We start from the raw sequence: 22,608 nt of genomic DNA, 5'->3' as shown, positions 1-22,608 counted from the left end.
CGGTGCGCGGGCCTTCACTGCGCCTGAGAGCAGTCATGACAACCCTTCGCCGGCCGGTTTCGCACCGGCGAAAAGCATGCGTGCATGGCCGGTCAGGCAAGGAGGCAGCGCATGGCGAAGTCGGACTATCCGCCACCGGCGATGCGCCGCCTGCGCGTCTATGCCTTCGATCCGCAAGCCGCGACGCTGATCGAGACCGCCCAGATCAGCCACGCCACCATCGAGATCCCCTGGGAGCCGCGCTGGGACGACCCGGTGCTGCCGGGGCCGACCAACGAATACCTCGAAGTGGTCGACATCGACCCTTCCAGCGGCCAGTTCTACCCGCCGCTGGACCTCGACGATCCCCACGTGCTCGCCCAGGACGGCCTGTCGCCCTCCGAGGGCGATCCGCGCTTCCACCAGCAGATGGTCTTCGCGGTCGCCATGAAGACCATCAAGGTCTTCGAGCGCGCCCTCGGCCGCCGGGTGTTCTGGGCCGAGCGCCATCTGGAGGACGGCAGCTACGAGGAGGTGCGCAAGCTGCGCATCTACCCCCACGCGCTGCGCGAGGCCAACGCCTATTACGACCCGCAGAAGAAGGCGCTGCTGTTCGGCTACTTCAAGGCCTCGCTGACCGACCCGGGGGTGAACCTGCCCGGCGGCTGGGTGTTCACCGCGCTGTCCCACGACATCATCGCCCACGAGACCACCCACGCCATCCTCGACGGCCTGCACCGTCGCTACAGCGAGCCGACCAGCGTGGACAGCCTGGCCTTCCACGAAGCGTTCGCCGACATAGTCGCGCTGCTGATGCACTTCACCCTGCCCGAGGCGGTGTCCAGCCAGCTCGCCGCCCAGCACGGCAACCTCGCCGAACGCACCTGGCTCAGCGGCCTGGCGCGCCAGTTCGGCGAGGCCACCGGGCGCTACGCGGCGCTGCGCGAGGCCATCGACGACAAGGGCAGCGACGGCCAGCCCGACCCGATGCGCCTGGCGCACCTGAGCGAACCTCACGAGCGCGGCGCCGTGCTGGTGGCTGCGGTGTTCGACGCCTTCGTCACCGTCTACCAGAAGCGCACCGCGGACCTCTTCCGCCTGGCGCGCGTCGAAACCACGCAGACGGCGCTGCCGGTCGAGCTGGTCGACCGCCTGACCCGCGAGGCGGTGAAGGCCGCCGACCATGTGCTGCGCATGTGCATCCGCGCGCTCGACTACCTGCCTCCGGTGGACGTGCACTTCGGCGAATTCCTTCGCGCGATAGTCACTGCCGACAACGACCTGATACCCAACGACCCGCTGAACTACCGCCTGGCGATGATCCAGGCCTTCCGCCGACGCGGCATCCTGCCGGACAAGTGCCTGTCGCTGGCGCCGGACAGCCTCTTGTGGGAGACGCCCTCGGGCAAGCTCGGCGAGCTGCGCCTGCCGGTGTCCGCCGGCGAAGACAGCAAGGGTGCGAAGCTCGACCTGACGCCGCAGTACCGGCGCCCGGAAAGCTACCAGCAGGCCAAGGAGAACCGCCGGCAGATCTGGCACTGGCTGCTCAAGTGCAAGGGCGAGCGCGTCGAGTGGGAGCAGGCGCTGGGCGTGTTCCTGGTGTCGTCCAGCGCGCGCAAGGTCCTCGGCACCCTGTTCCCCAACTCGGCGCGCAACGCACCGGCAGTGGAAGTCCACTCGGTGCGCTCGTCGCGGCGCTCCGGGCCCGACGGCCAGGACCTGCGCCAGCTGATAGTCGAGGTCACCCAGCGCCGCGAAGGCTACTTCGACGCCTCGCAGCAGCGCCTGCGCGATGGCGGGCCGTTGGCGCACCGCGAGGGCGGCGACTTCACCTTCCGTGGCGGCGCCACCCTGATCATCGACCTGCGCGACGGCGCGCTGCGCTACATCGTGCGCAAGAGCATCGACGACAACGACCGCCTGGAGGCGCAACGGCGCTTCCTGCAAGCCGGCAGCGCGTCGCTGGCGCTGACCTATCGCGGCATTCGGCGTGGCGACAACCCCTTCGCCATGACCCACCGGGGAGTCTGATGCCATGCGCGAACCGGCTTGCAGCAACATCGCGGTGCGCATGTATCGCGGCATCCTCGGCGACTGTTTCCTGCTGCGCCACGACGAAGACGGCCAGGCCCGCCATATCCTCATCGACTGCGGGGTCCTGCAGGGCGTGCAAGGCGCACGCGAGCTCATGAAGGCGATTGTCGAGGACATCCACGCGCTCACCCAGGGCGAGCTCGACCTGGTGGTAGTCACCCACGAACACCACGATCACCTCTCGGGCTTCAGCTACGAGAAGGCGCGCTTCTTCGGCCAGGACTTCGACATCCACGAACTCTGGCTGGCCTGGACCGAAGACCCCAACGACGCGCTGGCGGTGTCCCTGCACCAGCGCTTCAGCAAGAGCAAAGCCGCGCTGAGCAAGGTCGTGCAGCTCACCGCGCTGGCCAAGGACCCGCGTATCGAGACGCTTCGCGGGCTCTCGGCCTTCGTCGAGCCGCTGCCGGCGGACGGCTCGCGCAAGAGCACCCTCGACCTGCTCAAGGACAAGGCCGGCGGCAGCGCCACGCGCTATCTGAAGCCGGGCGACGTGTTGCAGCCGGAGCGCCTGCCGAGCCTCAAGACCCTGGTGCTCGGCCCACCCCGCGACGAACAGCGCCTGCGCAAGGACGCCCCGTCGAAAGGCACGGGGCGCGAGGTCTACCTCACCGACGGCGAGGAAGCCTTCGCCATCGAGGACCGTGCCCGCCGCGAACTGGGCGAAGAGCCGCTGATCAGCGAGCTGCCCTTCGCCCGGCCCTACCAGCGCCTGCTCGACGATGCGCGCAAGATCCCGGCGAGCGCGGACGGCGGCGTCGAGCAGCTCTATTTCACGGAAGCCAATGACTGGCGGCGCATCGAGGCGGAATGGCTCGACGGCGCCGAGGCCATGGGTCTGAAGATGGACTCCGACACCAACAACACCAGCCTGGTGCTGGCCTTCGAACTGGCCGACCGCCAGGTGCTGCTGTTCCCCGGTGACGCCCAGGTCGGCAACTGGCTGTCCTGGGGCGACCAGACCTACCCGCCGCAAGCGAGCGCGGAGCAACCGACGCCAGCGACCCGCGACGACATCCTCGCCCGCGTCAGCCTGTACAAGGTCGGCCACCACGGCAGCCACAACGCCACCCTGCGCGAATTCGGCCTGGAGAAAATGACCTCGCCGCGCCTGGTGGCGATGCTCCCGCTGGTGGAAGCCGTGGCGCAGCAGAACGAATGGCAAATGCCCTACCCCGACCTGCTGCAGGCCCTGCTGCAGCGCACCGAGGGCCGCATCGTCAGCGGCGACGGCGACCCGGCGAAGGAAAAGGCTGCCTTCACGGCGCAGCCCAGTGATGAACGCTATCCGGCACAAGTCGCGCATGACCCGAACGGGCTCTGGGTCGAGGTGAGCATTCCCTACGAGAAGTGCCGGCACTGACGGACACGCCCGCTCCGGCGAGCGAGGAGACGAGCAGATGGAAATCGAGGCGATGATCTCGGCGGTACAGCAGGCCCTGGGCATCGACGTGGACGGCCGCGCCGGCCCGCAGACCTGGGGCGCGGTCTACACGAAGATCGTCGGCCCGCTGCCGGCCGAAGCCGAGGAAGCCAACATCTCGGCAGTGGACCCACGCAGCGAAACGCTGATCGCCACCCTGCTACCGGAAGTGCGCCCCTATGCCCGCGCGCTGGTGCAGAAGGCCACGGCCGCGGGCATTCGCATCAAGGTCATCAGCGCCCTGCGCACCTATGAGGAGCAGGACAAGCTGTACGCCCAGGGGCGGACCGCGCCCGGCACGGTCGTCACCAACGCCAAGGCCGGCCAGTCCAACCACAACTTCGGCATCGCCTTCGACGTCGGCGTATTCGAGGGCAACAAGTACCTGGGCGACTCGCCCAAGTACAAGGCGGTGGGCGCGCTCGGCATCGAACTCGGCCTGGAATGGGGCGGCAACTGGAAGAGCATCGTCGACCAGCCGCACTTCCAGCTGCGCCCGACCTGGGCGGCGGACATGAGCGAAAGGGACATGCTGGCCGAGCTGCGTCGGCGCAAGGCCGATGGGCGCGCGGTGTACGCCTGAGCGAAGGCCGGCAACCCGGACAGGGATGTCGCCAAGCAGGCCCGCCAGCGACTGGCGGGCAGGAGGCGAACATGGACTACCAAGGCAGAGGTGTGCCGCTGGACGACAGCGGCATGGATCAGGTGTGCGCGGCCCTGGGCGTGGCCGACGCGGAGGTCTGGGCGGTGCTGACGGTGGAGACGCGCGGCTTCGGTTTCCTCACCGACCGGCGCCCGCAGATCCTCTTCGAGCGGCACGTCTTCCACCGCCTGACCAAGGGCAAGTTCGACGCGGGCAACGCGGATATCAGCAACGTCACTCCCGGCGGCTACATCGGCGGCGCCGGCGAGTACGACCGGCTAGCCAAGGCAATTGCGCTGGACAAGGCGAACGCGCTGCAGAGCGCTTCATGGGGCATCGGCCAGGTGATGGGCTTCAACTTCAAGACCGCCGGCTACGCCTCCACCGACAAGTTCGTCGCCGGCATGGTCAAGGACGAGAACAGCCAACTGCTGGCCATGGCCAATTTCATCAAGGAAAACGGCCTGGCCGCCGCGTTGCAACGCAAGAACTGGGTGTCGTTCGCCCGTGGCTACAACGGCCCCGACTTCAAGCGCAACGAGTACGACACGCGCCTGGCCGCCGCCCACGCCAAGTACCAGGTGCTGCTGCCTGACCTGCAACTGCGCACCGCGCAGGCGGCGCTGAAGTACCTCGGTTTCAACCCCGGGCCGATCGATGGGATTCGCGGCCGCCAGACCACTTCCGCGCTGATCGGTTTCCAGCACGGCGAGGGGCTGCCGGAGAGCGGGCTGCTCGACCAAGACACCTTCGCCCGCTTGCAGGCGAAGGCGTTTCCCTAGCGGACTGGCCCGGGCGCTTGCGGCTCAGAAGTTGTACGACATGCCGACGCTGACGCTGCCCAGGCGGGTGTCATAGAAGTTGATGTCGCTGTTCTCTTCGCCGTAGTTGACTGCCGCGCGGGTGCTCCAGTCCTTCAGGCCGAAGGGTTCCAGGTAGGTCGCCGAGAGCGACACGCCGTAACGGTCGACGCTCTGCTTCTGGTCGTAGATAGGGTTGGTGTGATCGCTCTTCAGGTGCCCGCCGAAGGCATCGGCGCCGAACTGCCAGCCCTGCAGGCCGAGGTAGCTGTAGCCGAGGTCGGCCTGGTAGCCGTCCATCTTCATGGCGTTGCCGTCCAGGTCGCGGTCGATGTAGCTCAGGGTCGGGGTCAGGACGTTGTCCTTGTCGATCTGCCAGCGGTAGCTGACGTCGAGCTTCTTGTCCTTGCCGTTGCGGTCGAGCAGGTCCTGCTGGTCCTGGTTCAGCCCCAGGGCGGTGCCGCTGCGCTCGTGGTTGAGGTCGATCTTGCGCTGGGTGTAGGTGACGTCGAAGTCGGACTGGAAGATGTTTTCCCAGCCCAGGCGGAAGCCGTTGCTGGTGCGGTCGGTGGTCTTGCGGTCGGCGCCGGACACGTACGGGTCCTTCCAGACCTCCTGGGGCGTGGAGCCGAGCAGGCTGAAGCGCAGGTTGCCGGGGTCGCCGATGCCCTGGCGCACGCCCAGGTCGATGACGCTGTCCTCGTTGATGAAGTCTTCCATCGCGGTGCCGGCGAAGAACTGCGTGCGGCTGCCGGCCAGGGTGTAGGACAGGCCGAAGGCCGGGACGACCTTGGTGTAGCTCTTGCTGTCGGGGCTGCCGCCGAGCGAGTCGATGTTCTTGTCCGACACGTGGGTGCCAGTGACAGTGGCGATCTGGTTGGTCTTCATCTGGTCGCTGGTGACACCCAGCGAGACGTTGCCGCTCAGGCCGTCCTGCTGGGGAATCTGGTCGTAGGCCTGGGCGCTGAGGGCGATGGCGCCTCCCAGCGGGATGAACAAGAGATGGCGCATGCTGTCCGGCTCCTTGCGGTCGTGAAGGTGGGGCGAAGCTGCGCCGCGAAGCTGAAGACACTATTAAGGGCGGCACGAACGCACCTGGAAGCTGACGGATTGCAGACTCCGCGCGTCCGGCGCGCACGTGGCGCCATGACTGGATACGAGCTCACCCAGGCAGAAGGGTTGGCGCAGAGCCTCCCCGCTTGTGGCGGAGGTCACTTTCCAGACATGCGGACGCTTTTTTGTATACAAATCGGTAGCCAAACACGGATGTTCGTGTCTACAGTGCGTGCACAAAAACAAAAGCGAGTCCTCCAGCCATGAATGATCGTTCAGCTGTAGCGTCCGCCGGCGCACGTCCGGAAGACGAGAATCTCGGAATAGGCGCCAACCTGGCGTATGGCCTGCAACACGTCCTGACCATGTACGGCGGGATAGTCGCGGTGCCGCTGATCCTCGGCCAGGCGGCCGGGCTCTCCCCCGGCGAGATCGGCATGCTGATCGCCGCCTCGCTGTTCGCCGGCGGCCTCGCCACCCTGTTGCAAACCCTCGGTATCCCCTTCTTCGGCTGCCAGTTGCCGCTGGTGCAGGGCGTGTCCTTCTCCGGCGTCGCCACCATGATCGCCATCCTCGGCGGCGGCTATGCCGGCGGTGGCATCCCGGCGGTGCTCGGCGCGGTGATGTGCGCCGCGGCTATCGGCCTGCTGATCACACCGGTGTTCTCGCGCGTCACCCAGTTCTTCCCGCCGCTGGTCACCGGCACCGTCATCACCACCATCGGCCTGACGCTGATCCCGGTCGCGGCGCGCTGGGCCATGGGCGGCAACTCCCAGTCCCCCGAGTTCGGCAGCACAGCGAACATTGGCCTGGCGGCCGTCACCCTGCTCATCGTGCTGACCCTGAGCAAGCTGGGCAGCGCCTCGATCTCGCGCCTGTCGATCCTGCTGTCGATGATCATCGGCACCCTGATCGCCTTCGCCCTGGGCATGACCGACTTCTCCAAGGTCAGCGAAGGCCCGATGGTCGCCCTGCCCTCGGTCTTCCATTTCGGCGCGCCGACCTTCCATGCCGCCGCCATCATCTCGATGTGCATCGTGATCCTGGTGACCCTGGTGGAAACCTCGGCCGACATCCTCGCGGTCGGCGAGATAATCGGCACCAAGGTCGACTCCAAGCGCCTGGGCAACGGCCTGCGCGCGGACATGCTGTCGAGCCTGATCGCGCCGGTGTTCGGCTCCTTCACCCAGAGCGCCTTCGCGCAGAACGTCGGCCTGGTTGCCGTGACCGGCGTGAAGAGCCGCTACGTGGTAGCCACCGGCGGGCTGATCCTGGTCACCCTCGGCCTGCTGCCGGTGATCGGCCGGGTGGTCGCCGCGGTGCCGCCGTCGGTGCTTGGCGGCGCTGGCCTGGTGCTGTTCGGGACGGTAGCGGCGAGCGGTATCCGCACGCTGTCGAAGGTCGACTACCGCAACAACATGAACCTGATCATCGTCGCCACCTCCATCGGCTTCGGCATGCTGCCGATCGCCGCGCCGAGCTTCTACGAGCACTTCCCCAGCTGGGTTTCGACCATCTTCCACTCGGGCATCAGCTCGGCGGCGATCATGGCCATCCTGCTCAACCTGGTGTTCAACCACTTCACCGCCGGCAATTCCGACCAGCAGTCGGTGTTCGTCGCCGCCAGCGACCGCACCCTGCGCTACCAGGACATCGCTGGACTGAACGATGGCGACTACTTCCTCAAGGGCAAGCTGTACGACAAGGACGGCAACGAAGTGCCGGTGCTCGGTGACGAGCACGACCATCCGGCGCCACAGCCTCGTCACCCCGGCCCCGGCGCGCTGCGCCAGACCAGCGACAGCAGCGCCTAGCAGAGGTTTCTGAAGGAAATCTGAAGCATGTCTTCAGGATCATTCAGACTGCATTAAGCGCGACGTCCTACAGTCGAGCCTTCAGTTTCCGGAGGCTCGGCTCATGAAAGCACCCCTGATCACCCTCGCCGTGGCCGGCGCCATTGCCGGCCCCGCCTTCGCCCAGGCCGGCGAAGTCACTCTCAGCACCACGCTGAAGGACTACAGCGGCCGCAAGGCATACCTCGCCATCTACCTCACCGACGCCCAGGGTCACTACCAGAAGACCCTCTATGTGGCCGGCAAGAAACCCAAGTACTACCGCCACCTCCGCGACTGGGCCCACGGCAGCGGCCTTAATCCGAGTGAGTTCGACGGTCTCAGCGGCGCCAGCGTCGGCGGCGGCGACAACCTGACCGTGAGCGCGCAGATCGCCGACAACCTGATCGACGCCGGCTACGAGATCCGCATCGACAGCGCCGTGGAAGACCAGCAGGAAAACGGCGCCGAGGTGAAGGTGCCGCTGACCCTCGCCGGCGCCGGAAAGGCAGTGGCCGGCAGCGGCTACGTCGGCAGCTTCAGCTACAAGCTCTGAGACTTCGGAGGCCACCATGCTTCGTCAGCTGCACGCCTGGCCGGGGGTTGTCCTCGCCCTACTGCTCCTGATCCTGTCCGCCAGCGGCGCGCTGCTGTCCACCCAGCCGCTGGCCGAGCGCCTTGCCACGCCGGCCAGCGCGCCAACCGCCAGTGTCGCCGTACTGGCCTCGCAAGTGGCGCGCCAGGTACCCGGCATCGAGCGCCTGGACCGCCACCCGTCCGGCCTGCTGGTCGCCCATTACCAGCGCGGCAGCGAGCATGGCGCGGTGCGCATCGACCCGAACAGCGGCGTGGTGCTCGGCACCTACCAGACCCCGGCGATCTACGGCTGGACCCGCGACTTGCACCGTTGCCTGCTGCTCGGCACCACCGGCCACGCCCTGGCCGGCCTCGGCGCCCTCGGCATGCTGCTGCTGTGCCTTTCCGGCGTGGTGATGCTGGCCCGCCGCCAGGGCGGTTGGCGCAACCTGGCCAAGCCGGTCCATGGCCAGGGCCCGTCGCGCTGGCACAGCCAGGTCAGCCGCCTGCTGCTCCCGGTCCTGCTCGCCCTGGGCATTTCCGGCGCCTACCTGTCGGCGGACAACTTCGGCCTGGTCGCCGACGGCATGGACAACGAACCCGCCATGCCGACGGAAGTGGCCAAGGGCGCACGCCCCGATCCGATCCAGTTGAAGGCCCTGCGTGACGTCCCCCTGAAAGACCTGCGCGAGCTGGACTTCCCGGCCCAGGACGACCCCGCCGACGTCTTCACCCTGCGCACCGCCCAGGGCGACGGCTATGTCGATGCGGTGAATGGCGCCCTGCTCGGCTACCAGCCCCACGGCACCGCGCGGAAAATCTACGAGTTCATCTACCAGCTGCATACTGGCGAGCTGTTCGGCGTCTTCGGCCCGCTCATGGGCCTGGCCGCGCTGAGCGTGCCGCTGCTCGGCTTCACCGGCCTGGTGCTGTTCCTGCGCCGCCGCCGTGCCGCCCAGCACCAGGGCGAAATTGCCGCCGAGGACGCCCATTGCGTGATCCTGGTGGGCAGCGAATCGAACAGCACCTGGACCTTCGCCCGCACCCTGCAACGCGCGCTGGAGGGCGCCGGCCGGGTGGTCTACAGCGCCCCCATGAGCCAGGGCGCGCGCGACTTCCCCGCCGCCCGCGAGCTGCTGGTGCTGACCGCCACCTATGGCGACGGCGGTGCGCCGCAGTCGGCCGCTGGCTTCCTCGAACGCCTTGAACATCTGCGTCTGCCGAAGGCCGCTCGGGTCGCCGTGCTCGGCTTCGGCGACCGCCGTTTCCCGCGCTTCTGCCAGCACGCCGTGGACGTCGAGGGCGCCCTCCTGGCCCTCGGTTTCCACGCCCTGATGCCGCGCCGCGACATCGACGCCGGCTCGCTGGAAGCCTTCCACGCCTGGGGCCGCGACCTCGGCGACCGCCTGGGCATCGCCCTGGACCTGGCCCACGAGCCCGACGCCCCGCCGCTGGGCCAATTCCGCCTGCTCGACAAGCGCATCCACCAGGCCCCCGGCGACCAGCCGCTGGCCGTGCTGCGCCTGGAACCTGAAGGCACCGCCAGCGACTACCAGGCCGGCGACCTGCTGGCCGTCATGGCACCGGGCGCCACCACGCCGCGCTACTACTCGCTGGCCAGCGACAGCGCCCACGGTGTGCTGGAGATCTGCGTGCGCCTGCGCGACGGCGGGCGCTGCTCGGGGTATCTGCACGGGCTGGAAACGGGCGCGACGCTGGACGGCTTCGTCCAGGCCCATCGCGAATTCCGCCCGTCGCCGGGCAGCGCGCCGCTGATCCTGATCGGCGCCGGCAGCGGCATCGGCCCGCTGGTCGGCTTCGCCCGGCGCAACTCCCGCCAGCGCCCGCTCTACCTCTACTGGGGCGGCCGCGTGCCGGAAGCCGGGGTGCCCTTCGACGGGCATCTCGACCGCGCCCTGGCCGAAGGCCGCATCAGCGAACTGCGCACCACCTACTCCGCCGGCCCGCAACGCGCCTATGTGCAGGACCGTCTCAGCCAGGACGCCCAGCAACTGCGCCAACTGGTCGTCGACGGCGCGCAGATCCTGGTGTGCGGCGGCCGCAACATGGCCGAGGGCGTGCGCGAGGCCTTCGATGAAATGCTCGCGCCCCTGGCGCTGAGCGTCGAACACCTGCGCGCCGGAGGCCGCTACCGTGAAGACCTGTTCTGACCTCGCCCCCCTGCAGCGCTACAGCCTCAACGGCCCGACCATGGGCAGCCGCTACAGCGCGGTATTCCATGCCGCGCAGGGGTTCGACACGGTGCCGCTGGCCCAGGCGCTGTACGAGGCGGTCGACGACGTCGACTGGCAGATGTCCAGTTGGCGAACGGATTCCGACCTGATGCGCTTCAACGCCCTGCCGCCCGGCGAATGGATGACCCTGCCGGCCAACCTGGTCTGGGTGCTGCAAACCGCCGTGCAGGTGGGTGCGGAGTCCGGCGGCGCCTTCGATATCGCCGTGGCCGACCTGGTGCAGGCCTGGGGCTTCGGGCCAGGCCGCAAACCGGCTGACTGCTCCAGCCGCGCGGCTCTGGAAAGGCAAGCGCGCGTCAGCGCTGCAGCCGCACTGGAATTCGAGTTCGCCACCCAACGGGTGCGCAAACGCCTACCGGTGCGCCTCGACCTGGGCGGGATCGCCAAGGGCTTCGGCGTCGACCAGTTGGCCCGCTGCCTGGAGCGCCACGGCATCCACGATTACCTGGTGAGCATCGACGGCGAACTGCGCGCCGCTGGCAGCAAGCCCGACGGCAGCCCCTGGACGGTCGCTATCGAGAAGCCCGAGGCTGGCGTGCGCGAAGCCTTCTCGGTGCTGGAACTGGGCGATGGCGCTCTGGCGACGTCAGGCGATTACCGCCACTTCCACGAAATCGACGGGCATCGCGTGGCCCACACCATGGACCCGCGCCGCGCTGTGCCGCTGGACAACCCATTGGCCTCGGTCTCGGTGCTGGCGCCCAGCTGCATGCTGGCCGACGCCTGGGCCACGGCGCTGCTGGTGCTCGGCCCCGAAGCCGGCCCGGCGCTGGCCTGCGAGCGCGGCATGAGCGCCCTGTTCCTGCTGCGCGACGGCGACGCCATCCGCCAGCTGTGGATTCTCGACGGCCGGGTGCAGGACTGAGGTTCAGGCCACCTGCGCGCTCGCCTGCGGTTCCAGCAGGCTGATGAAGGCCCGCAGCGCCGGGGTATCGGTGCCGCGCCGCCAGAACAGCCAGGTGGTGGCCTCGGCATGCTTGGGCGCCAGGTGGTGGATGGTCACGTTGCGCCCGCCGGCCAGGCTGTCGAACATCGCTTTGGGAATGATCGCCACGCCACCGCCGGCTGCGATGCAAGCGAGCATGCCGTGGTAGGACTCCATCTCCATGATCTTGCCCGGCACCACGCGGTCTTCTGCGAACCAGCCTTCCAGGCGCTTGCGGTAGGAGCAGGTGTCGCGGAAGGCGAAGACCGTCTCCCCCGCCACATCGCGCGCATCGCGCACCGGCGCATGGCCCTGCACGCTCATCAGCACCAGCTCTTCCTGGAACACCGGGCGGCCATCCAGTTGCGGGTGGTTGGCCGGGCCGTCGGCGAAGGCGGCGATGAAGCGCCCGGAAAGCACGCCGTCGATCATCTCGCCGGAGGGGCCGGTGGAGAGGTCCAGCTGCACCTTGGGGAAGCGCTGGTGGTAGCGCGCCAGCAGCTCGGGGATGCGCACGGCGGCGGTGCTCTCCATGGAGCCCAGGGCGAAGCTGCCTTGGGGTTCCGCCCCGCTGGCCACCTGCCGCGCTTCTTCGACCAGATCGAGGATGCGCTCGGCGTAGTCGAGGAAACTCCGACCAGTGGGCGACAGGCGCAGGCGCGACTTCTCGCGGATGAACAGCTCGGCGCCCAGCTCGCTTTCCAGCTGCTTGATGCGCGTGGTCAGGTTCGACGGCACGCGGTGTAGACGGTTCGCCGCGGCGGTGATGCTGCCGTCCTGGGCGACGGCGCGGAAGAACTCGAGCTGGGTCAGGTCCACATTTCTCTCCTGAAGAATGATTCTTTCAGAATTATTCATTTGTCATGAATGATGCGCCACCTTACTTTCTTCTCCATGCCGACGCCAGGGGCGCTGGCCGAATCACCGTCGCCGCCGACACACGGCGGCCACCTCACCTGCTAACAAGGAACATCCGATGAACCAGATCGCCGCGATCCCGGCTGCCATCTCGCGCAGCCCCGCCACCGGCCAGGAACTGGCCCGCTACCCCTTCCAGGACGCCGACCAGCTGGAAGCCGTGCTGGCTTCGACCGACAGTGCCTTCCGCCAGTGGAGCCAGACCTCGGTAGCCGAGCGCGTCGCCGTGCTGCGCAAGATGGCCGAAGTGCTGCGCGCCAACGTCGAGCCGATGGCCCGCATGGAAGCCCAGGAAATGGGCATGCCGGTCACCCAGGCCCGCGGCGAGATCAACAAGTGCGCCAACCTCTGCGACTGGTACGCCGAGCACGGCCCGGCGATGCTGGAAGACGAGAAGACCAGCATCGAAGGCGCCTGGATTTCCTACCTGCCGCTGGGCCCGGTCCTGGCCGTGATGCCGTGGAACTTCCCGACCTGGCAGGTCATGCGTGGCGCGGTGAGCATCATCCTCGGCGGCAACACCTACGTGCTCAAGCACGCGCCGAACGTCATGGGCTGCGCCTACCAGCTGCAGAAAGCCTGGCTGGACGCCGGCCTGCCGGAAGGCGTGTTCGCCGTGCTTAACGTCGAGCCGCCGCTGGTTTCCAAGGCCATCGCCGATGACCGCATCGCCTCCATCGCCGTGACCGGCAGCGTAGGCGCCGGTGCCGCCATCGCCTCGCAGGCCGGTGCCGCGCTGAAGAAGTGCGTGCTGGAGCTGGGCGGTTCCGATCCCTTCATCGTGCTCGCCGACGCCGACCTCGACGCTGCCGTGAAAGCCGCCGTTGCCAGCCGCTTCGGCAACTGTGGCCAGGTGTGCATCGCCGCCAAGCGCATGATCCTGGAAGAATCCATCGCCCCGGCCTTCACCGAGAAGCTGCTGGCCGCCGTGAAGGCGCTGAAGATCGGCGACCCGCTGGCGGACGACACCTTCGTCGGCCCGATGGCCCGCTTCGACCTGCGTGACGAACTGCACGGCCAGGTGCAACAGGCCATCGCCGACGGCGCCACCCTGCTGCTGGGCGGCCACAAGATCGAAGGCGAAGGCAACTACTACGCGCCGACCGTGCTGGCCGACGTGAAGCCGGGCAACACCGCCTTCGCCAAGGAAATCTTCGGCCCGGTGGCCTCGCTGATCGTCGCCCGCGACGCCGAGCATGCCGTCGAGCTGGCCAACGACAGCGAGTTCGGCCTGTCCAGCGCGCTCTGGACCGCCGACAAGGAAAAGGCCAAGCAGATCGCCCGTCGCCTGGTCACCGGTGGCGTGTTCATCAACGGCTTCTCCGCTTCCGACCCGCGCGTACCGATCGGCGGCGTGAAGAAGAGCGGTTTCGGCCGCGAGCTGTCGCACTTCGGCCTGCGCGAGTTCCTCAACCCGCAGACCGTTTGGGTCGACCGCAAGTAAGGCTTATCCTCAGCCCTCGTCCTACGCCGTTCTCCTCGGCGCGGACGCAGTCCGCCCCGGCACTTCGCCGGGGCGTTTCCCCTTAAGGAGGTCCCATGATCGAGCTGTACTACTGGCCCACCCCCAACGGCCACAAGATCACCCTGTTCCTCGAAGAGTCCGGCATCGACTACCGCATCCACCCCGTGGATATCAGCGCCGGCGACCAGTTCAAGCCCGAATTCCTCGCCTTCTCGCCGAACAACCGCATGCCGGCGATCATCGACACCGCGCCTGCCGACGGCGGCGAACCGATCACGGTGTTCGAGTCCGGCGCCATCCTCGTCTACCTCGCCGAGAAGACCGGGCACTTCCTGCCGGCCGATGTACGCGGCCGCAAGACGGTCCTGGAATGGCTGTTCTGGCAAGTCGGCGGCCTCGGTCCGATGGCCGGGCAAAACCACCACTTCGCCCAGTACGCGCCCGAGAAGCTGCCCTACGCCATCGACCGCTACGTGCGCGAGACCAACCGCCTGTACGGCGTGCTCGACCATCGCCTGGCGAAAGCCCCCTTCCTCGGCGGCGAGCACTACAGCATCGCCGACATGGCCAGCTACCCCTGGGTAGTGCCGTGGAAGCGGCAGTTGCAGAACATCGAGGAGTTTCCCCACCTCAAGCGCTGGTTAGACCACATCGCCGCACGGCCGGCGACCGTTCGCGCCTATGAGAAAGCCCAGCCCTACTCGTCGCGCCCGTCGGTGACGGAGGAAGGCAAGAAGGTGCTTTTCGGGCAAACGGCGGCGAGCCTCGGGAAGATCTGAGCGCACCGACCCACCCGTAGGGCGCATAACCGCGTTCGCGGTTATGCGCCGCCACTCGGCATGACAACGGCGGATAACCCCTTCGGGGTCATTCGCCCTACAGGTTTCGCATTCGTGCCGTGTGGTTCGCTAGCCGCTGCGGACCATCGAACGGCTATGCGCTCTTGGGCTGTTTGCTGGGTCCCCGCGTTCGCGGGGATGACGGGATGAGAGTGCCGTTCTCCTTGCGTGGTCCCCGCGAACGCGGGACGCGGCTTCATCGCGACCAGCGCTTGCGCTGGCCCGAAGAGGAATAACCCAATTGATGGGCAGCCGTCCTACGAACCTTGCCCCGGCCGATACCCCTGCGACAGCAACCACCCCTGGAACACCCGCCGCTGCTCTGGCGGCAACGCGGCCAGCACCTGCGCTTCCGGCTCGCTCTGCAGGCGCCGTAACCACGGCGCCAGCTCCAGCCCTTGCAGATGCCAGATGCCCAGCGGCTGGTCGGGGCTGACCACCACCTCCGCCTCATCGACGAAGCCGTCGCGCAACACCGGCGCGCGCTCGATGCTCAAGGCGGAAAAATCCGCCGGCAGATGGCTGGCCACCCTATCCGGCCAAGCGCTTCGCGCCTGCCAGAACGGCTGCTCGGGCCATTGCTGCTCGTCGGCGTAGAAATCCCGGCCTACACGGGCGAAACGCAGGAACAACTGCTCGACCCGGCGCTGATGGAAACGCCGCGCCAGCTCCGCGCGCTCCGGCTTTTGCAGCAGCGTGTTGATCACCGCAGGCGCCTGCAATGCCGAGGACAGCGACTGGAAAACGCCATTGCCGGACAGCGGATCAACCGCCATGGCCGCATCGCCCACGCGAATCCAGTTGTCGCCGCAGGCCCCCAGGCTGAGGATCGCCGTGCTGCTGCGGGCGTGCAGTTCCAGGTCGCGCTCCTCGGCAGTGCCGAAGAATTCGCATACCAGCGCCGAAGCCGCGCGCCGTTCGCGGCAGTACGCCGGCAATTGGTCCTTACCCGGCAATTCGCTGCTGGCCACGTCCAGGGTCAGCTGCCAGTAACAGCGTCCATCGGCCAGCCGCGCCATCCAGGCCCAGCCATCGGGCAGGCTCTCCACTGCACTGGCCACCGGCCCCGGCTCGCCTTGCCAGCGGCTCAGCAGGCTGAGGGTTTCCGGGCCGCGCCGCGCCTTGCCGCCCTTCTGGTTCAGCGGCGCCTGGCGGCCGCGCGCTTCGACGAGAAAGTCGCCCTGCAGTTCAGTGCCGCTTTCGAGTCGGATGCTGTGCCCATCAGGGCTGGACTCCACTGCGAGTACCCGATCCTCGACGATCTCGACACCGGCCACGCGCAGGTCCTCGCGCAAGCCCTGGTCGAACAGCGGGCGGTCCAGCAGGAACTCGACGTTCTGCGCGCTTTCCTGGCTGTTCCAGCGCACTCGCCTTTGCGAGGGCGGCGCGGCGCAGTCCAGCGCGTGGTTCAGGCCGGCGTGCTGCAGCCCTTCAAGTACTCGTTGCGAGACGCCTTCGACGGCAGCGAAGCGGCGCCATTCGCTGATGACGGTGACCGCGTAGCCGAGGCGGCGCAGGCCGATGGCGGTCGCTGTGCCGGCGGGGCCGGCGCCGAGGATGAGGACCTGCGGTCCGCTCACGGCCCGACCTTCCGCTCGATGCCCTTGTAGGCCGCGCGTTCGCGCATCAGCCCCAGTAACGCTTCGTTCGAAAACCCCGGCTGCTCAGCCAGCAAGGCCGCCAGATGCCCGCAGAATGCCGCGCAACCCAGACTCGCGCCTGCCTGCCCGCCCACCTTCACGGCAGCACCGAAATCGGCGAACGGGCTATCCAGCCAGGACCATTCACCCTCCACGCAGCGGGCATCGCCGGTCACGCGAATCACGCCCGGATAGGCCGCCGGAAACACCGGCTCGCCCCGCGCCGGGCTGGAGGCGCAGACCAGCACGCCCGCGTCCAGCAGATCGGCCACCGCCTCGCGAAGAATCGGCCGGTCCTGGCGAACGCCCAGGCTGAGGTTGACCAGGCGCACGCCCTGCTCGCCCAGCCAGTGAAGCGCAGCTGCAATTTGCAGCGGGCTGGTCACGCCGCGTCCGTCGAACACCTGGGCGACGCTGAAGCGAGCTTCTGGAGCGCGCGTCGAAATCGCCTGGATCACCGCCGAGCCGTGGCCAAGCACATCCGGCGTGAGTGGCAGTTCGTCCAACCCCTCATCGGCCAGGCGGAAGCAGCGCCCGTCCAATACCAGCGCAGCATGGGCATCCGAGTGGCCGCTATCGACAATGCCAATGCGCAGTTCAGGCACCCTCGCCTCCTGCAGCGACAGCGTTCGCAACCTGCTCCCGCAGCGTGCCTTCCTGCAGCTCCAGGCGCAGATCGGCTTCCGCCAGCGTCGAGGGCCGGTGGCTGATGAGGATGCGCGTGCGCCCGGCGAACAGCCGGTCGATGGCGGCAATCACTTCGCGCTCGGTGCTTTCATCGACCTGCGAAGTGGCCTCATCGAGCACCAGGATCAGCGGATCCTGCAGCAGTGCGCGGGCAATGGCGATGCGTTGTTTCTGCCCGCCGGAAAGTTGCTGGCCGCGCTCGCCCAATGGGCTGTCGAGCCCTTCCGGCAGGCTGGCGATCAGGCTGTCGAGCTGGGCCAGCGCGGCGACCCGCTCGATGTCCACACGGGTCACGTGGGGCGCGGCGTAGCTCAGGTTGTCGGCCAGGCTGCCGCGGAACAGCACCAGTTCCTGGCTGACCACGGCGATGCGCCGGCGCAGCTGCAGCAGGTCGAGTTCGCGCAGGTCCACTCCGTCCAGCAGGATGCGGCCCTGGTCGGGGTCGTAGAAGCGCTGCAAAAGATCGATCAAGGTCGACTTGCCGACGCCGGAGGGGCCGCTCAGGGCAACTTTCCGTCCGGACGGGATGATCACGTTGATGTCGTGCAGCACCGGCTGGTTGCGACCGACGTGGCTGAAACCGAGGTTGTCCAGGCGCAGTTCGCCGACGTTGGGCATCGCCTTGGGCTGTGCCGGAGAACTCACGCCCGGTGCCTCGCCGCGCAGTTCCATGACCCGACCGAGGCTGACGGTCATTCGCTGCAGCGCGACGTACAGCCCAAGCAGGCTCTGCACCGGCCCGATGGCCATGCCCAGGTAGGTGGAGAAGGCAATCAGCGAGCCGAGCTGCCAACTGCCCTGCACGACCCAATAGCCGCCGACGAGGAAGGCGCAGGCGCGCGACAAGGACATCAGCGTCCCCGGCACGGCCTGGGTGAAGAATTCGGTGAGTTGCAGGCGCAGCAACTGGCCCAGGTAGTTCTGCCCCAGCCCCTCCAGGCGTCCGGCTTCGCGGGATTGCTGGCCGGCCGACTGGATGAACTTCATCGCCGGCAGGGTCTCGACGAAGAACGACGACATGTCCGCCGAGCGTTCGCGCAGGTTGCGCGCCTCGCGCTCGACCTTGCGGCGCATCCAGCGCAGCCAGAGCACGTCGAGCGGGACCAGCACGAGCACCAGCACCGAGAGCTTCCACGACAACGTGAGCAACAGCGCCAGCGAGCCGACCAGGCCGATCACGCTGGAAACAGCCGAGAACAGCGAGTCCACGGCGAAGCGCTGGATTTCGGCGACGTCGCCGTCCAGCCGTGACATCAGGTCGCCGATGCGGCGGCGGGCGAAGAAGGTCGGCGAAAGGGTCTGCAAATGGCGGTACAGCGCATCGCGCAGGGCGAACAGGATGCGCCCGGACAGCCGCGTGTGCAGGTAGCGGTTGAGCCCCGAAAGCACGGTGCCGACCAGGCCGACGAGGATCATCGCCCCAGCCAGCAGCGCGAGCATCGGGAAGTCGCGCGCCAGCAGGCCGTCGTCGATCACCAGCTTGGTCAGCCAGGGTTGCGCCAGCACCAGCAGCGAGGCGCAGAACGACAGCCCGAGCAGGCCGAGGATGGCCAGGCGCTGCGGTTTGACGAAACCGTAGAGCCAGTTCAGTGCCTCGCGCAGTGCCTTGGGATCGTCGTTGTCGATGAAGCGGACGAAGAACATCAAGCCCTCAGCTGCTTGAGCTTGCGGTACAGGGTGGCGCGGCTGATGCCGAGCGCGTCGGCCGCAGCCGAGACGTTGCCCTGGTGGCGGTCGAGCGACTGGCGGATCAGCTTCAGCTCGGTTTCGCGAATGCTGCCGCAGGGCTGGCGTTCACCGGCGCTGAGTTCGTCGAGGGTGCTGTCGGGCAGGTGTTCCAGGCCCAGGCAGGTCTCGCCCTCCTCACGCATGGCCAGCGCGGTGCGCAGGACCATCTCCAGCTGGCGGATGTTGCCCGGCCAGTGGTACTCGGCGAGCAGCCCGGCGAGTTCCTCGCCCAGCTTCACGCCGGGCGCGCCCAGCTTGGCCAGCAGGCTGGCGGCCAGTTCGCGGAAGTCGTCGCGCTCGCGCAGCGCGGGCAGGCGCACGCTGATGCCGTTGACGCGGTAGTAGAGGTCTTCGCGGAAGAGCTTTTCTTCCACCTGGCGCTTGAGGTCGCGGTGGGTGGCGCAGATCAGCGCGATGTCGATGTCCTGCTCCTCGCCGGCGCCCAGCGGCGCCACCTTGCGCTCCTGCAGCACGCGCAGCAGGCGCGCTTGCAGGGCCAGTGGCATGTCGCCGATCTCGTCGAGGAACAGGGTGCCGCCGTGGGCCTGTTGCAGGCGGCCGATCATGCCGCCGCGCCTCGAGCCGGTGAAGGCGCCTTCGCGGTAGCCGAAGAGTTCGGACTCGATCAGGCCTTCGGGAATGGCCGCGCAGTTCACCGCAACGAAGGGTTTGTCGGCACGCGCGCTGGACAGGTGCAGGTTGCGCGCGACCACTTCCTTGCCGCTGCCGGTTTCGCCGAGCAGCAGCACCGGCAGGTCGTTCAGCAGCCCCTGGCGGGCCATGCGCAGGGCGCGGGCGTAGCGGGCGTTGCCGCCGGCCAGAGCCTCCAGGTCGGGCGCCACCGGCTTGACGACCGGGCGCGCGGGTACCGATACCGCCGGCGCACGCAGCGGCGCCTGCAGGACCTTGTAGAAGAGTTCACCCTTGGCGGTCTGCAGGCTGCCGACGGCGCCTTGCTGCAGGCGCGCCAGCAGCTGTTCGCCGCGGCTGCCGAGGAGGTCTTCGCAGCGCCGTCCGACCAGTTGTTCGCGCGCTGCGCCGAGCAGCTGGCAGGCCGGCGTGCTGAGCGCCAGGATGCGGCCCTCCAGGCTGAGGGCCAGCAGGCCTTGCCAGGGCGAATCCAGGTACTGGCGACGGGAATGGAAGGCCAGGACGATCTGCCCCGGATAGCTTGCGCCGAACAGCCGCGCCTCGATGTGGAACACCGCGAGGCTGAGTAGCGAAAGGCTTTCGCGCGGGCCGGAGAGTGGCCCTTCGCGGGTCATGTCGAGTACGCCGAGCAGTGTGCCTTGCGGGCCCTGGATCGGCACCGAGGTGCAGGAGAAACGGCTCAGGCGGTCGAGGTAGTGCTCGCCGCAGTCGATCTGCGTCGGCCGCCCTTCCACCAGTGCAGTGCCCAGCGCATTGGTGCCGCGCGCTGCTTCGCTCCAGCAGGTGCCCTGGGTGACGTCGGCCAGGCCGATATTGCGCATGCGCTCGCGGGCGCCTTCGACGGAAAGGATGGTGGCGTCGCCGTTGGCGAGGATGATCACGCCGTCATGGCCCTGGCGTTGCTGCAGGTAATCGAGCTCCGGGGTGGCGGCGTCGAGCAGCACGCGGTTGTTGGCGAGCAGCGCGTCAGTGGCAATGCGGTTGTCCAGCGCCTCTTCCGTGCCGCGGTTGCAATTCAGGCCATGGCCAAGGCTGCGCCGCCAGGAGGCGTCGATTTCTTCGCGCAGGACGCCGGCCGGCACTTCGCCTTCGCGCTGCAAGGTCTCGCGGGCGCGGTGGGCTTCCTGCAGCGTGTCGCTGCTTATTGTTCTTGTGGTTGTCATGCATCGCTCCGGTGGGCCGTGCGCCATGAAGGGGCACGAAACTCGCAAGCTGGTCAGGGCTGTGTACACCCGCAATCGGTGTCAGTAAAGAGGAAGCACCTTGCGGGAAACGGGGAAGCCTCCTGTGAGGCAATTCCCGCGCCAGAGCCGCCCGCGCTTCGCTCGTCACCACCTTTCGCAGTCTGTTGACAGTGACCGAACGCAGGTTTACGTTAACGTAAAGGTAAACGAACGAGCAAGAGCCCGATGCCGACCACCTACAGCATTTCCGACCTGGCCCGCGAACTGGACGTCACCACCCGCGCCATCCGCTTCTACGAGGAGCAAGGCATGCTCAGCCCGGAGCGCCGGGGCCAGGAGCGCATCTACAGCCCCAAGGACCTGGTGGCGCTGAAGCTGATCCTGCGCGGCAAGCGCATCGGCTTCTCGCTGGCCGAGTGCAAGGAGCTGATCGACCTGTACGACCCCAGCAGCGGCAACCGCAAGCAGCTGGAGACCTTCATGGGCAAGATCGCCGCCCGGCGCGCCCAGCTTGAGCAGCAGATGCTCGACATCGAGCAGATGAAACTGGAACTGGACACCGCCGAGGAACGCTGCCTGGCCGCCCTCGACGAGACCGAGAAAAAGCAACGCGCCTCCGTGTGAGCGCCCTCCCCCACATTCCAAGTACAAGAAAGGTGCAGACCATGAGCTATCCGACCCTCAACTTCGGCCTCGGCGAAACCATCGACATGCTGCGTGACTCGGTCCATCAGTTCGCCCAGGCCGAGCTGGCCCCGCGTGCGGCGCAGATCGACCGCGACAACGAGTTCCCCATGGACATGTGGCGCAAGTTCGGCGACATGGGTCTGCTGGGCATGACCGTGGAAGAGGAGTACGGCGGCACCAACATGGGCTACCTGGCCCACGTGGTGGCGATGGAAGAGATCAGCCGCGCGTCCGCCTCGGTCGGCCTGTCCTACGGCGCCCACTCCAACCTGTGCCTGAACCAGATCCGCAAGAACGGCACCCACGAGCAGAAGGCCAAGTACCTGCCCAAGCTGTGCTCCGGCGAGCACGTCGGCGCGCTGGCCATGAGCGAGCCAAACGCCGGTTCCGACGTGGTGTCGATGAAGCTGCGCGCCGACAAGAAAGGCGACCGCTACGTGCTCAACGGCAACAAGATGTGGATCACCAACGGCCCGGACGCCAACACCTACGTGATCTACGCCAAGACCGACGTCAACGCCGGCTCGCGCGGGATGACCGCGTTCATCGTCGAGCGCGACTTCAAGGGCTTCTCCCGCCACCAGAAGCTGGACAAGCTCGGCATGCGCGGCTCCAACACCTGCGAACTGGTGTTCGAAGACGTCGAAGTGCCGGAGGAGAACATCCTCGGCGCCGAAGGCCGTGGCGTGGCCGTGCTGATGAGCGGCCTGGACTACGAACGCACCGTGCTCTCCGGCGGCCCGACCGGGATCATGACCGCCTGCATGGACGTGGTGCTGCCCTACGTGCACGAGCGCCAGCAGTTCAAGCAGTCGATCGGCGAATTCCAGCTGGTGCAGGGCAAGCTGGCCGACATGTACGCCGGCATGAATGCCTCCAAGTCCTACCTGTACAACGTGGCCAAGGCCTGCGACCGCGGCGAGGAATCGCGCAAGGACGCCGCCGCGGTGATCCTCTACACCGCCGAAATGGCCACCAAGATGGCCCTGGACACCATCCAGCTGCTCGGCGGCAACGGCTACACCAACGAGTACCCGGCCGGCCGCCTGCTGCGCGACGCCAAGCTCTACGAGATCGGCGCCGGCACCAGCGAGATCCGCCGCATGCTGATCGGCCGCGAGCTGTTCAACGAAACCCGCTGAACCCAACTGCTCCCGTAGGAGCGGACCTTGTCCGCGAAATCCCGGCAACGCCGGGACAAGAGCATCGCGGAGAAGCTCCGCTCCTAC

18 protein-coding genes are annotated in these 22,608 nt (G+C 67.7%); 12 read left to right on the top strand and 6 right to left on the bottom strand.

Translation table 11 applies throughout. The features are described from left to right. The first annotated feature begins 111 nt into the window (after positions 1 to 111). The 4 genes from ACA097_RS26095 (at position 112) to ACA097_RS26080 (ending at position 4,921) form a co-directional block, all read left to right on the top strand. Entirely contained in the window at positions 112 to 2,010 is a 1,899-nt protein-coding gene (locus ACA097_RS26095; RefSeq protein ID WP_371367034.1) for a hypothetical protein, read from the top strand. A 4-nt stretch (positions 2,011 to 2,014) separates the two neighbouring features. After that, the gene (locus ACA097_RS26090; protein WP_371367032.1) at positions 2,015 to 3,436 is read left to right on the top strand and encodes an MBL fold metallo-hydrolase; all 1,422 of its coding nucleotides are present in this window, start codon (positions 2,015 to 2,017) and stop codon (positions 3,434 to 3,436) included. A 37-nt stretch (positions 3,437 to 3,473) separates the two neighbouring features. Then, the gene (locus tag ACA097_RS26085; protein ID WP_371367029.1) at positions 3,474 to 4,079 is read left to right on the top strand and encodes a M15 family metallopeptidase; all 606 of its coding nucleotides are present in this window, start codon (positions 3,474 to 3,476) and stop codon (positions 4,077 to 4,079) included. Positions 4,080 to 4,150: 71 nt separating this feature from the next. Then, positions 4,151 to 4,921 (top strand): N-acetylmuramidase domain-containing protein, encoded by a 771-nt coding sequence (locus tag ACA097_RS26080; RefSeq protein ID WP_371367027.1) that lies wholly within the window; start codon positions 4,151 to 4,153, stop codon positions 4,919 to 4,921. A gap of 24 nt (positions 4,922 to 4,945) precedes the next feature. Here ACA097_RS26080 and ACA097_RS26075 read toward each other — a convergent pair whose 3' ends face one another. Beyond that, positions 4,946 to 5,950 carry a DUF2860 family protein gene (locus tag ACA097_RS26075; RefSeq protein WP_371367025.1) on the bottom strand — a complete coding sequence of 335 codons (1,005 nt, stop codon included), beginning with the start codon at positions 5,948 to 5,950 and terminating at the stop codon, positions 4,946 to 4,948. 305 nt (positions 5,951 to 6,255) lie between these two features. Between ACA097_RS26075 and ACA097_RS26070 the strand changes: the two genes are divergently transcribed. The 4 genes from ACA097_RS26070 to ACA097_RS26055 all read left to right on the top strand — a co-directional run bounded on the left by ACA097_RS26070 (position 6,256) and on the right by ACA097_RS26055 (position 11,520). Then, positions 6,256 to 7,806: a nucleobase:cation symporter-2 family protein gene (locus tag ACA097_RS26070; RefSeq protein WP_371367023.1), complete on the top strand. Its 1,551-nt coding sequence runs from the start codon at positions 6,256 to 6,258 to the stop codon at positions 7,804 to 7,806. Between the two features lie 103 nt (positions 7,807 to 7,909). Continuing rightward, positions 7,910 to 8,380: a DUF2271 domain-containing protein gene (locus ACA097_RS26065; protein ID WP_371367021.1), complete on the top strand. Its 471-nt coding sequence runs from the start codon at positions 7,910 to 7,912 to the stop codon at positions 8,378 to 8,380. 16 nt (positions 8,381 to 8,396) lie between these two features. Then, entirely contained in the window at positions 8,397 to 10,571 is a 2,175-nt protein-coding gene (locus tag ACA097_RS26060) for a PepSY domain-containing protein (RefSeq protein WP_371367019.1), read from the top strand. Further along, positions 10,555 to 11,520, top strand: a complete 966-nt coding sequence (locus ACA097_RS26055; protein ID WP_371367017.1) for an FAD:protein FMN transferase — start codon at positions 10,555 to 10,557, stop codon at positions 11,518 to 11,520. Before ACA097_RS26060 ends, ACA097_RS26055 begins: the two co-directional genes overlap by 17 nt. A 3-nt stretch (positions 11,521 to 11,523) precedes the next feature. Here the strand turns inward: ACA097_RS26055 and ACA097_RS26050 are convergent, their stop codons facing one another. Beyond that, the gene (locus ACA097_RS26050) at positions 11,524 to 12,399 is read right to left on the bottom strand and encodes a LysR substrate-binding domain-containing protein (protein WP_371367015.1); all 876 of its coding nucleotides are present in this window, start codon (positions 12,397 to 12,399) and stop codon (positions 11,524 to 11,526) included. 157 nt (positions 12,400 to 12,556) lie between these two features. Here ACA097_RS26050 and ACA097_RS26045 point away from each other — a divergent pair, with 157 nt between their 5' ends. Both ACA097_RS26045 and ACA097_RS26040 read left to right on the top strand, forming a co-directional pair. Beyond that, on the top strand, positions 12,557 to 13,942 hold the full coding sequence (locus tag ACA097_RS26045) for an NAD-dependent succinate-semialdehyde dehydrogenase (protein ID WP_371367013.1): 1,386 nt from the start codon (positions 12,557 to 12,559) through the stop codon (positions 13,940 to 13,942). 95 nt (positions 13,943 to 14,037) lie between these two features. Beyond that, the gene (locus ACA097_RS26040) at positions 14,038 to 14,742 is read left to right on the top strand and encodes a glutathione binding-like protein (protein ID WP_371367011.1); all 705 of its coding nucleotides are present in this window, start codon (positions 14,038 to 14,040) and stop codon (positions 14,740 to 14,742) included. A gap of 317 nt (positions 14,743 to 15,059) precedes the next feature. Here ACA097_RS26040 and ACA097_RS26035 read toward each other — a convergent pair whose 3' ends face one another. The 4 genes from ACA097_RS26035 to ACA097_RS26020 are packed head-to-tail and all read right to left on the bottom strand — an operon-like array spanning position 15,060 to position 20,671. Then, the gene (locus ACA097_RS26035) at positions 15,060 to 16,382 is read right to left on the bottom strand and encodes an NAD(P)/FAD-dependent oxidoreductase (protein ID WP_371367009.1); all 1,323 of its coding nucleotides are present in this window, start codon (positions 16,380 to 16,382) and stop codon (positions 15,060 to 15,062) included. Further along, a complete protein-coding gene (locus ACA097_RS26030; RefSeq protein WP_371367007.1) occupies positions 16,379 to 17,047 on the bottom strand; it encodes a S8 family serine peptidase in 669 nt (222 codons plus the stop codon). The genes ACA097_RS26035 and ACA097_RS26030 overlap by 4 nt, the downstream gene beginning before the upstream one ends. Beyond that, positions 17,040 to 18,773: an ABC transporter ATP-binding protein gene (locus ACA097_RS26025; protein WP_371367005.1), complete on the bottom strand. Its 1,734-nt coding sequence runs from the start codon at positions 18,771 to 18,773 to the stop codon at positions 17,040 to 17,042. Before ACA097_RS26025 ends, ACA097_RS26030 begins: the two co-directional genes overlap by 8 nt. Then, on the bottom strand, positions 18,773 to 20,671 hold the full coding sequence (locus ACA097_RS26020; protein WP_371367003.1) for a sigma-54-dependent Fis family transcriptional regulator: 1,899 nt from the start codon (positions 20,669 to 20,671) through the stop codon (positions 18,773 to 18,775). The genes ACA097_RS26025 and ACA097_RS26020 overlap by 1 nt, the downstream gene beginning before the upstream one ends. 246 nt (positions 20,672 to 20,917) lie before the next feature. Here ACA097_RS26020 and ACA097_RS26015 point away from each other — a divergent pair, with 246 nt between their 5' ends. After that, a complete protein-coding gene (locus ACA097_RS26015) occupies positions 20,918 to 21,316 on the top strand; it encodes a MerR family DNA-binding transcriptional regulator (RefSeq protein ID WP_043252788.1) in 399 nt (132 codons plus the stop codon). 41 nt (positions 21,317 to 21,357) lie between these two features. After that, a complete protein-coding gene (locus ACA097_RS26010) occupies positions 21,358 to 22,521 on the top strand; it encodes an isovaleryl-CoA dehydrogenase (RefSeq protein WP_371367000.1) in 1,164 nt (387 codons plus the stop codon). Positions 22,522 to 22,608 lie beyond the last annotated feature (87 nt).

It is taken from the genome of Pseudomonas sp. QL9 (assembly GCF_041409665.1).
GTDB classification, from domain to species: domain Bacteria; phylum Pseudomonadota; class Gammaproteobacteria; order Pseudomonadales; family Pseudomonadaceae; genus Pseudomonas; species Pseudomonas knackmussii.
Note: the sequence above shows the minus strand (reverse complement) of the source record. Positions and strands in the feature narration are given on the sequence as shown.

What these genes read in the sequence shown, in the direction of transcription:
- ACA097_RS26095 (WP_371367034.1), top strand. Translation starts at nt 112, where the DNA reads ATGGCGAAGTCGGACTATCCGCCACCGGCGATGCGCCGCCTGCGCGTC.
- ACA097_RS26090 (WP_371367032.1), top strand. Translation starts at nt 2,015, where the DNA reads ATGCGCGAACCGGCTTGCAGCAACATCGCGGTGCGCATGTATCGCGGC.
- ACA097_RS26085 (WP_371367029.1), top strand. Translation starts at nt 3,474, where the DNA reads ATGGAAATCGAGGCGATGATCTCGGCGGTACAGCAGGCCCTGGGCATC.
- ACA097_RS26080 (WP_371367027.1), top strand. Translation starts at nt 4,151, where the DNA reads ATGGACTACCAAGGCAGAGGTGTGCCGCTGGACGACAGCGGCATGGAT.
- ACA097_RS26075 (WP_371367025.1), bottom strand. Translation starts at nt 5,950, where the DNA reads ATGCGCCATCTCTTGTTCATCCCGCTGGGAGGCGCCATCGCCCTCAGC.
- ACA097_RS26070 (WP_371367023.1), top strand. Translation starts at nt 6,256, where the DNA reads ATGAATGATCGTTCAGCTGTAGCGTCCGCCGGCGCACGTCCGGAAGAC.
- ACA097_RS26065 (WP_371367021.1), top strand. Translation starts at nt 7,910, where the DNA reads ATGAAAGCACCCCTGATCACCCTCGCCGTGGCCGGCGCCATTGCCGGC.
- ACA097_RS26060 (WP_371367019.1), top strand. Translation starts at nt 8,397, where the DNA reads ATGCTTCGTCAGCTGCACGCCTGGCCGGGGGTTGTCCTCGCCCTACTG.
- ACA097_RS26045 (WP_371367013.1), top strand. Translation starts at nt 12,557, where the DNA reads ATGAACCAGATCGCCGCGATCCCGGCTGCCATCTCGCGCAGCCCCGCC.
- ACA097_RS26040 (WP_371367011.1), top strand. Translation starts at nt 14,038, where the DNA reads ATGATCGAGCTGTACTACTGGCCCACCCCCAACGGCCACAAGATCACC.
- ACA097_RS26025 (WP_371367005.1), bottom strand. Translation starts at nt 18,773, where the DNA reads ATGTTCTTCGTCCGCTTCATCGACAACGACGATCCCAAGGCACTGCGC.
- ACA097_RS26020 (WP_371367003.1), bottom strand. Translation starts at nt 20,671, where the DNA reads ATGACAACCACAAGAACAATAAGCAGCGACACGCTGCAGGAAGCCCAC.
- ACA097_RS26015 (WP_043252788.1), top strand. Translation starts at nt 20,918, where the DNA reads ATGCCGACCACCTACAGCATTTCCGACCTGGCCCGCGAACTGGACGTC.
- ACA097_RS26010 (WP_371367000.1), top strand. Translation starts at nt 21,358, where the DNA reads ATGAGCTATCCGACCCTCAACTTCGGCCTCGGCGAAACCATCGACATG.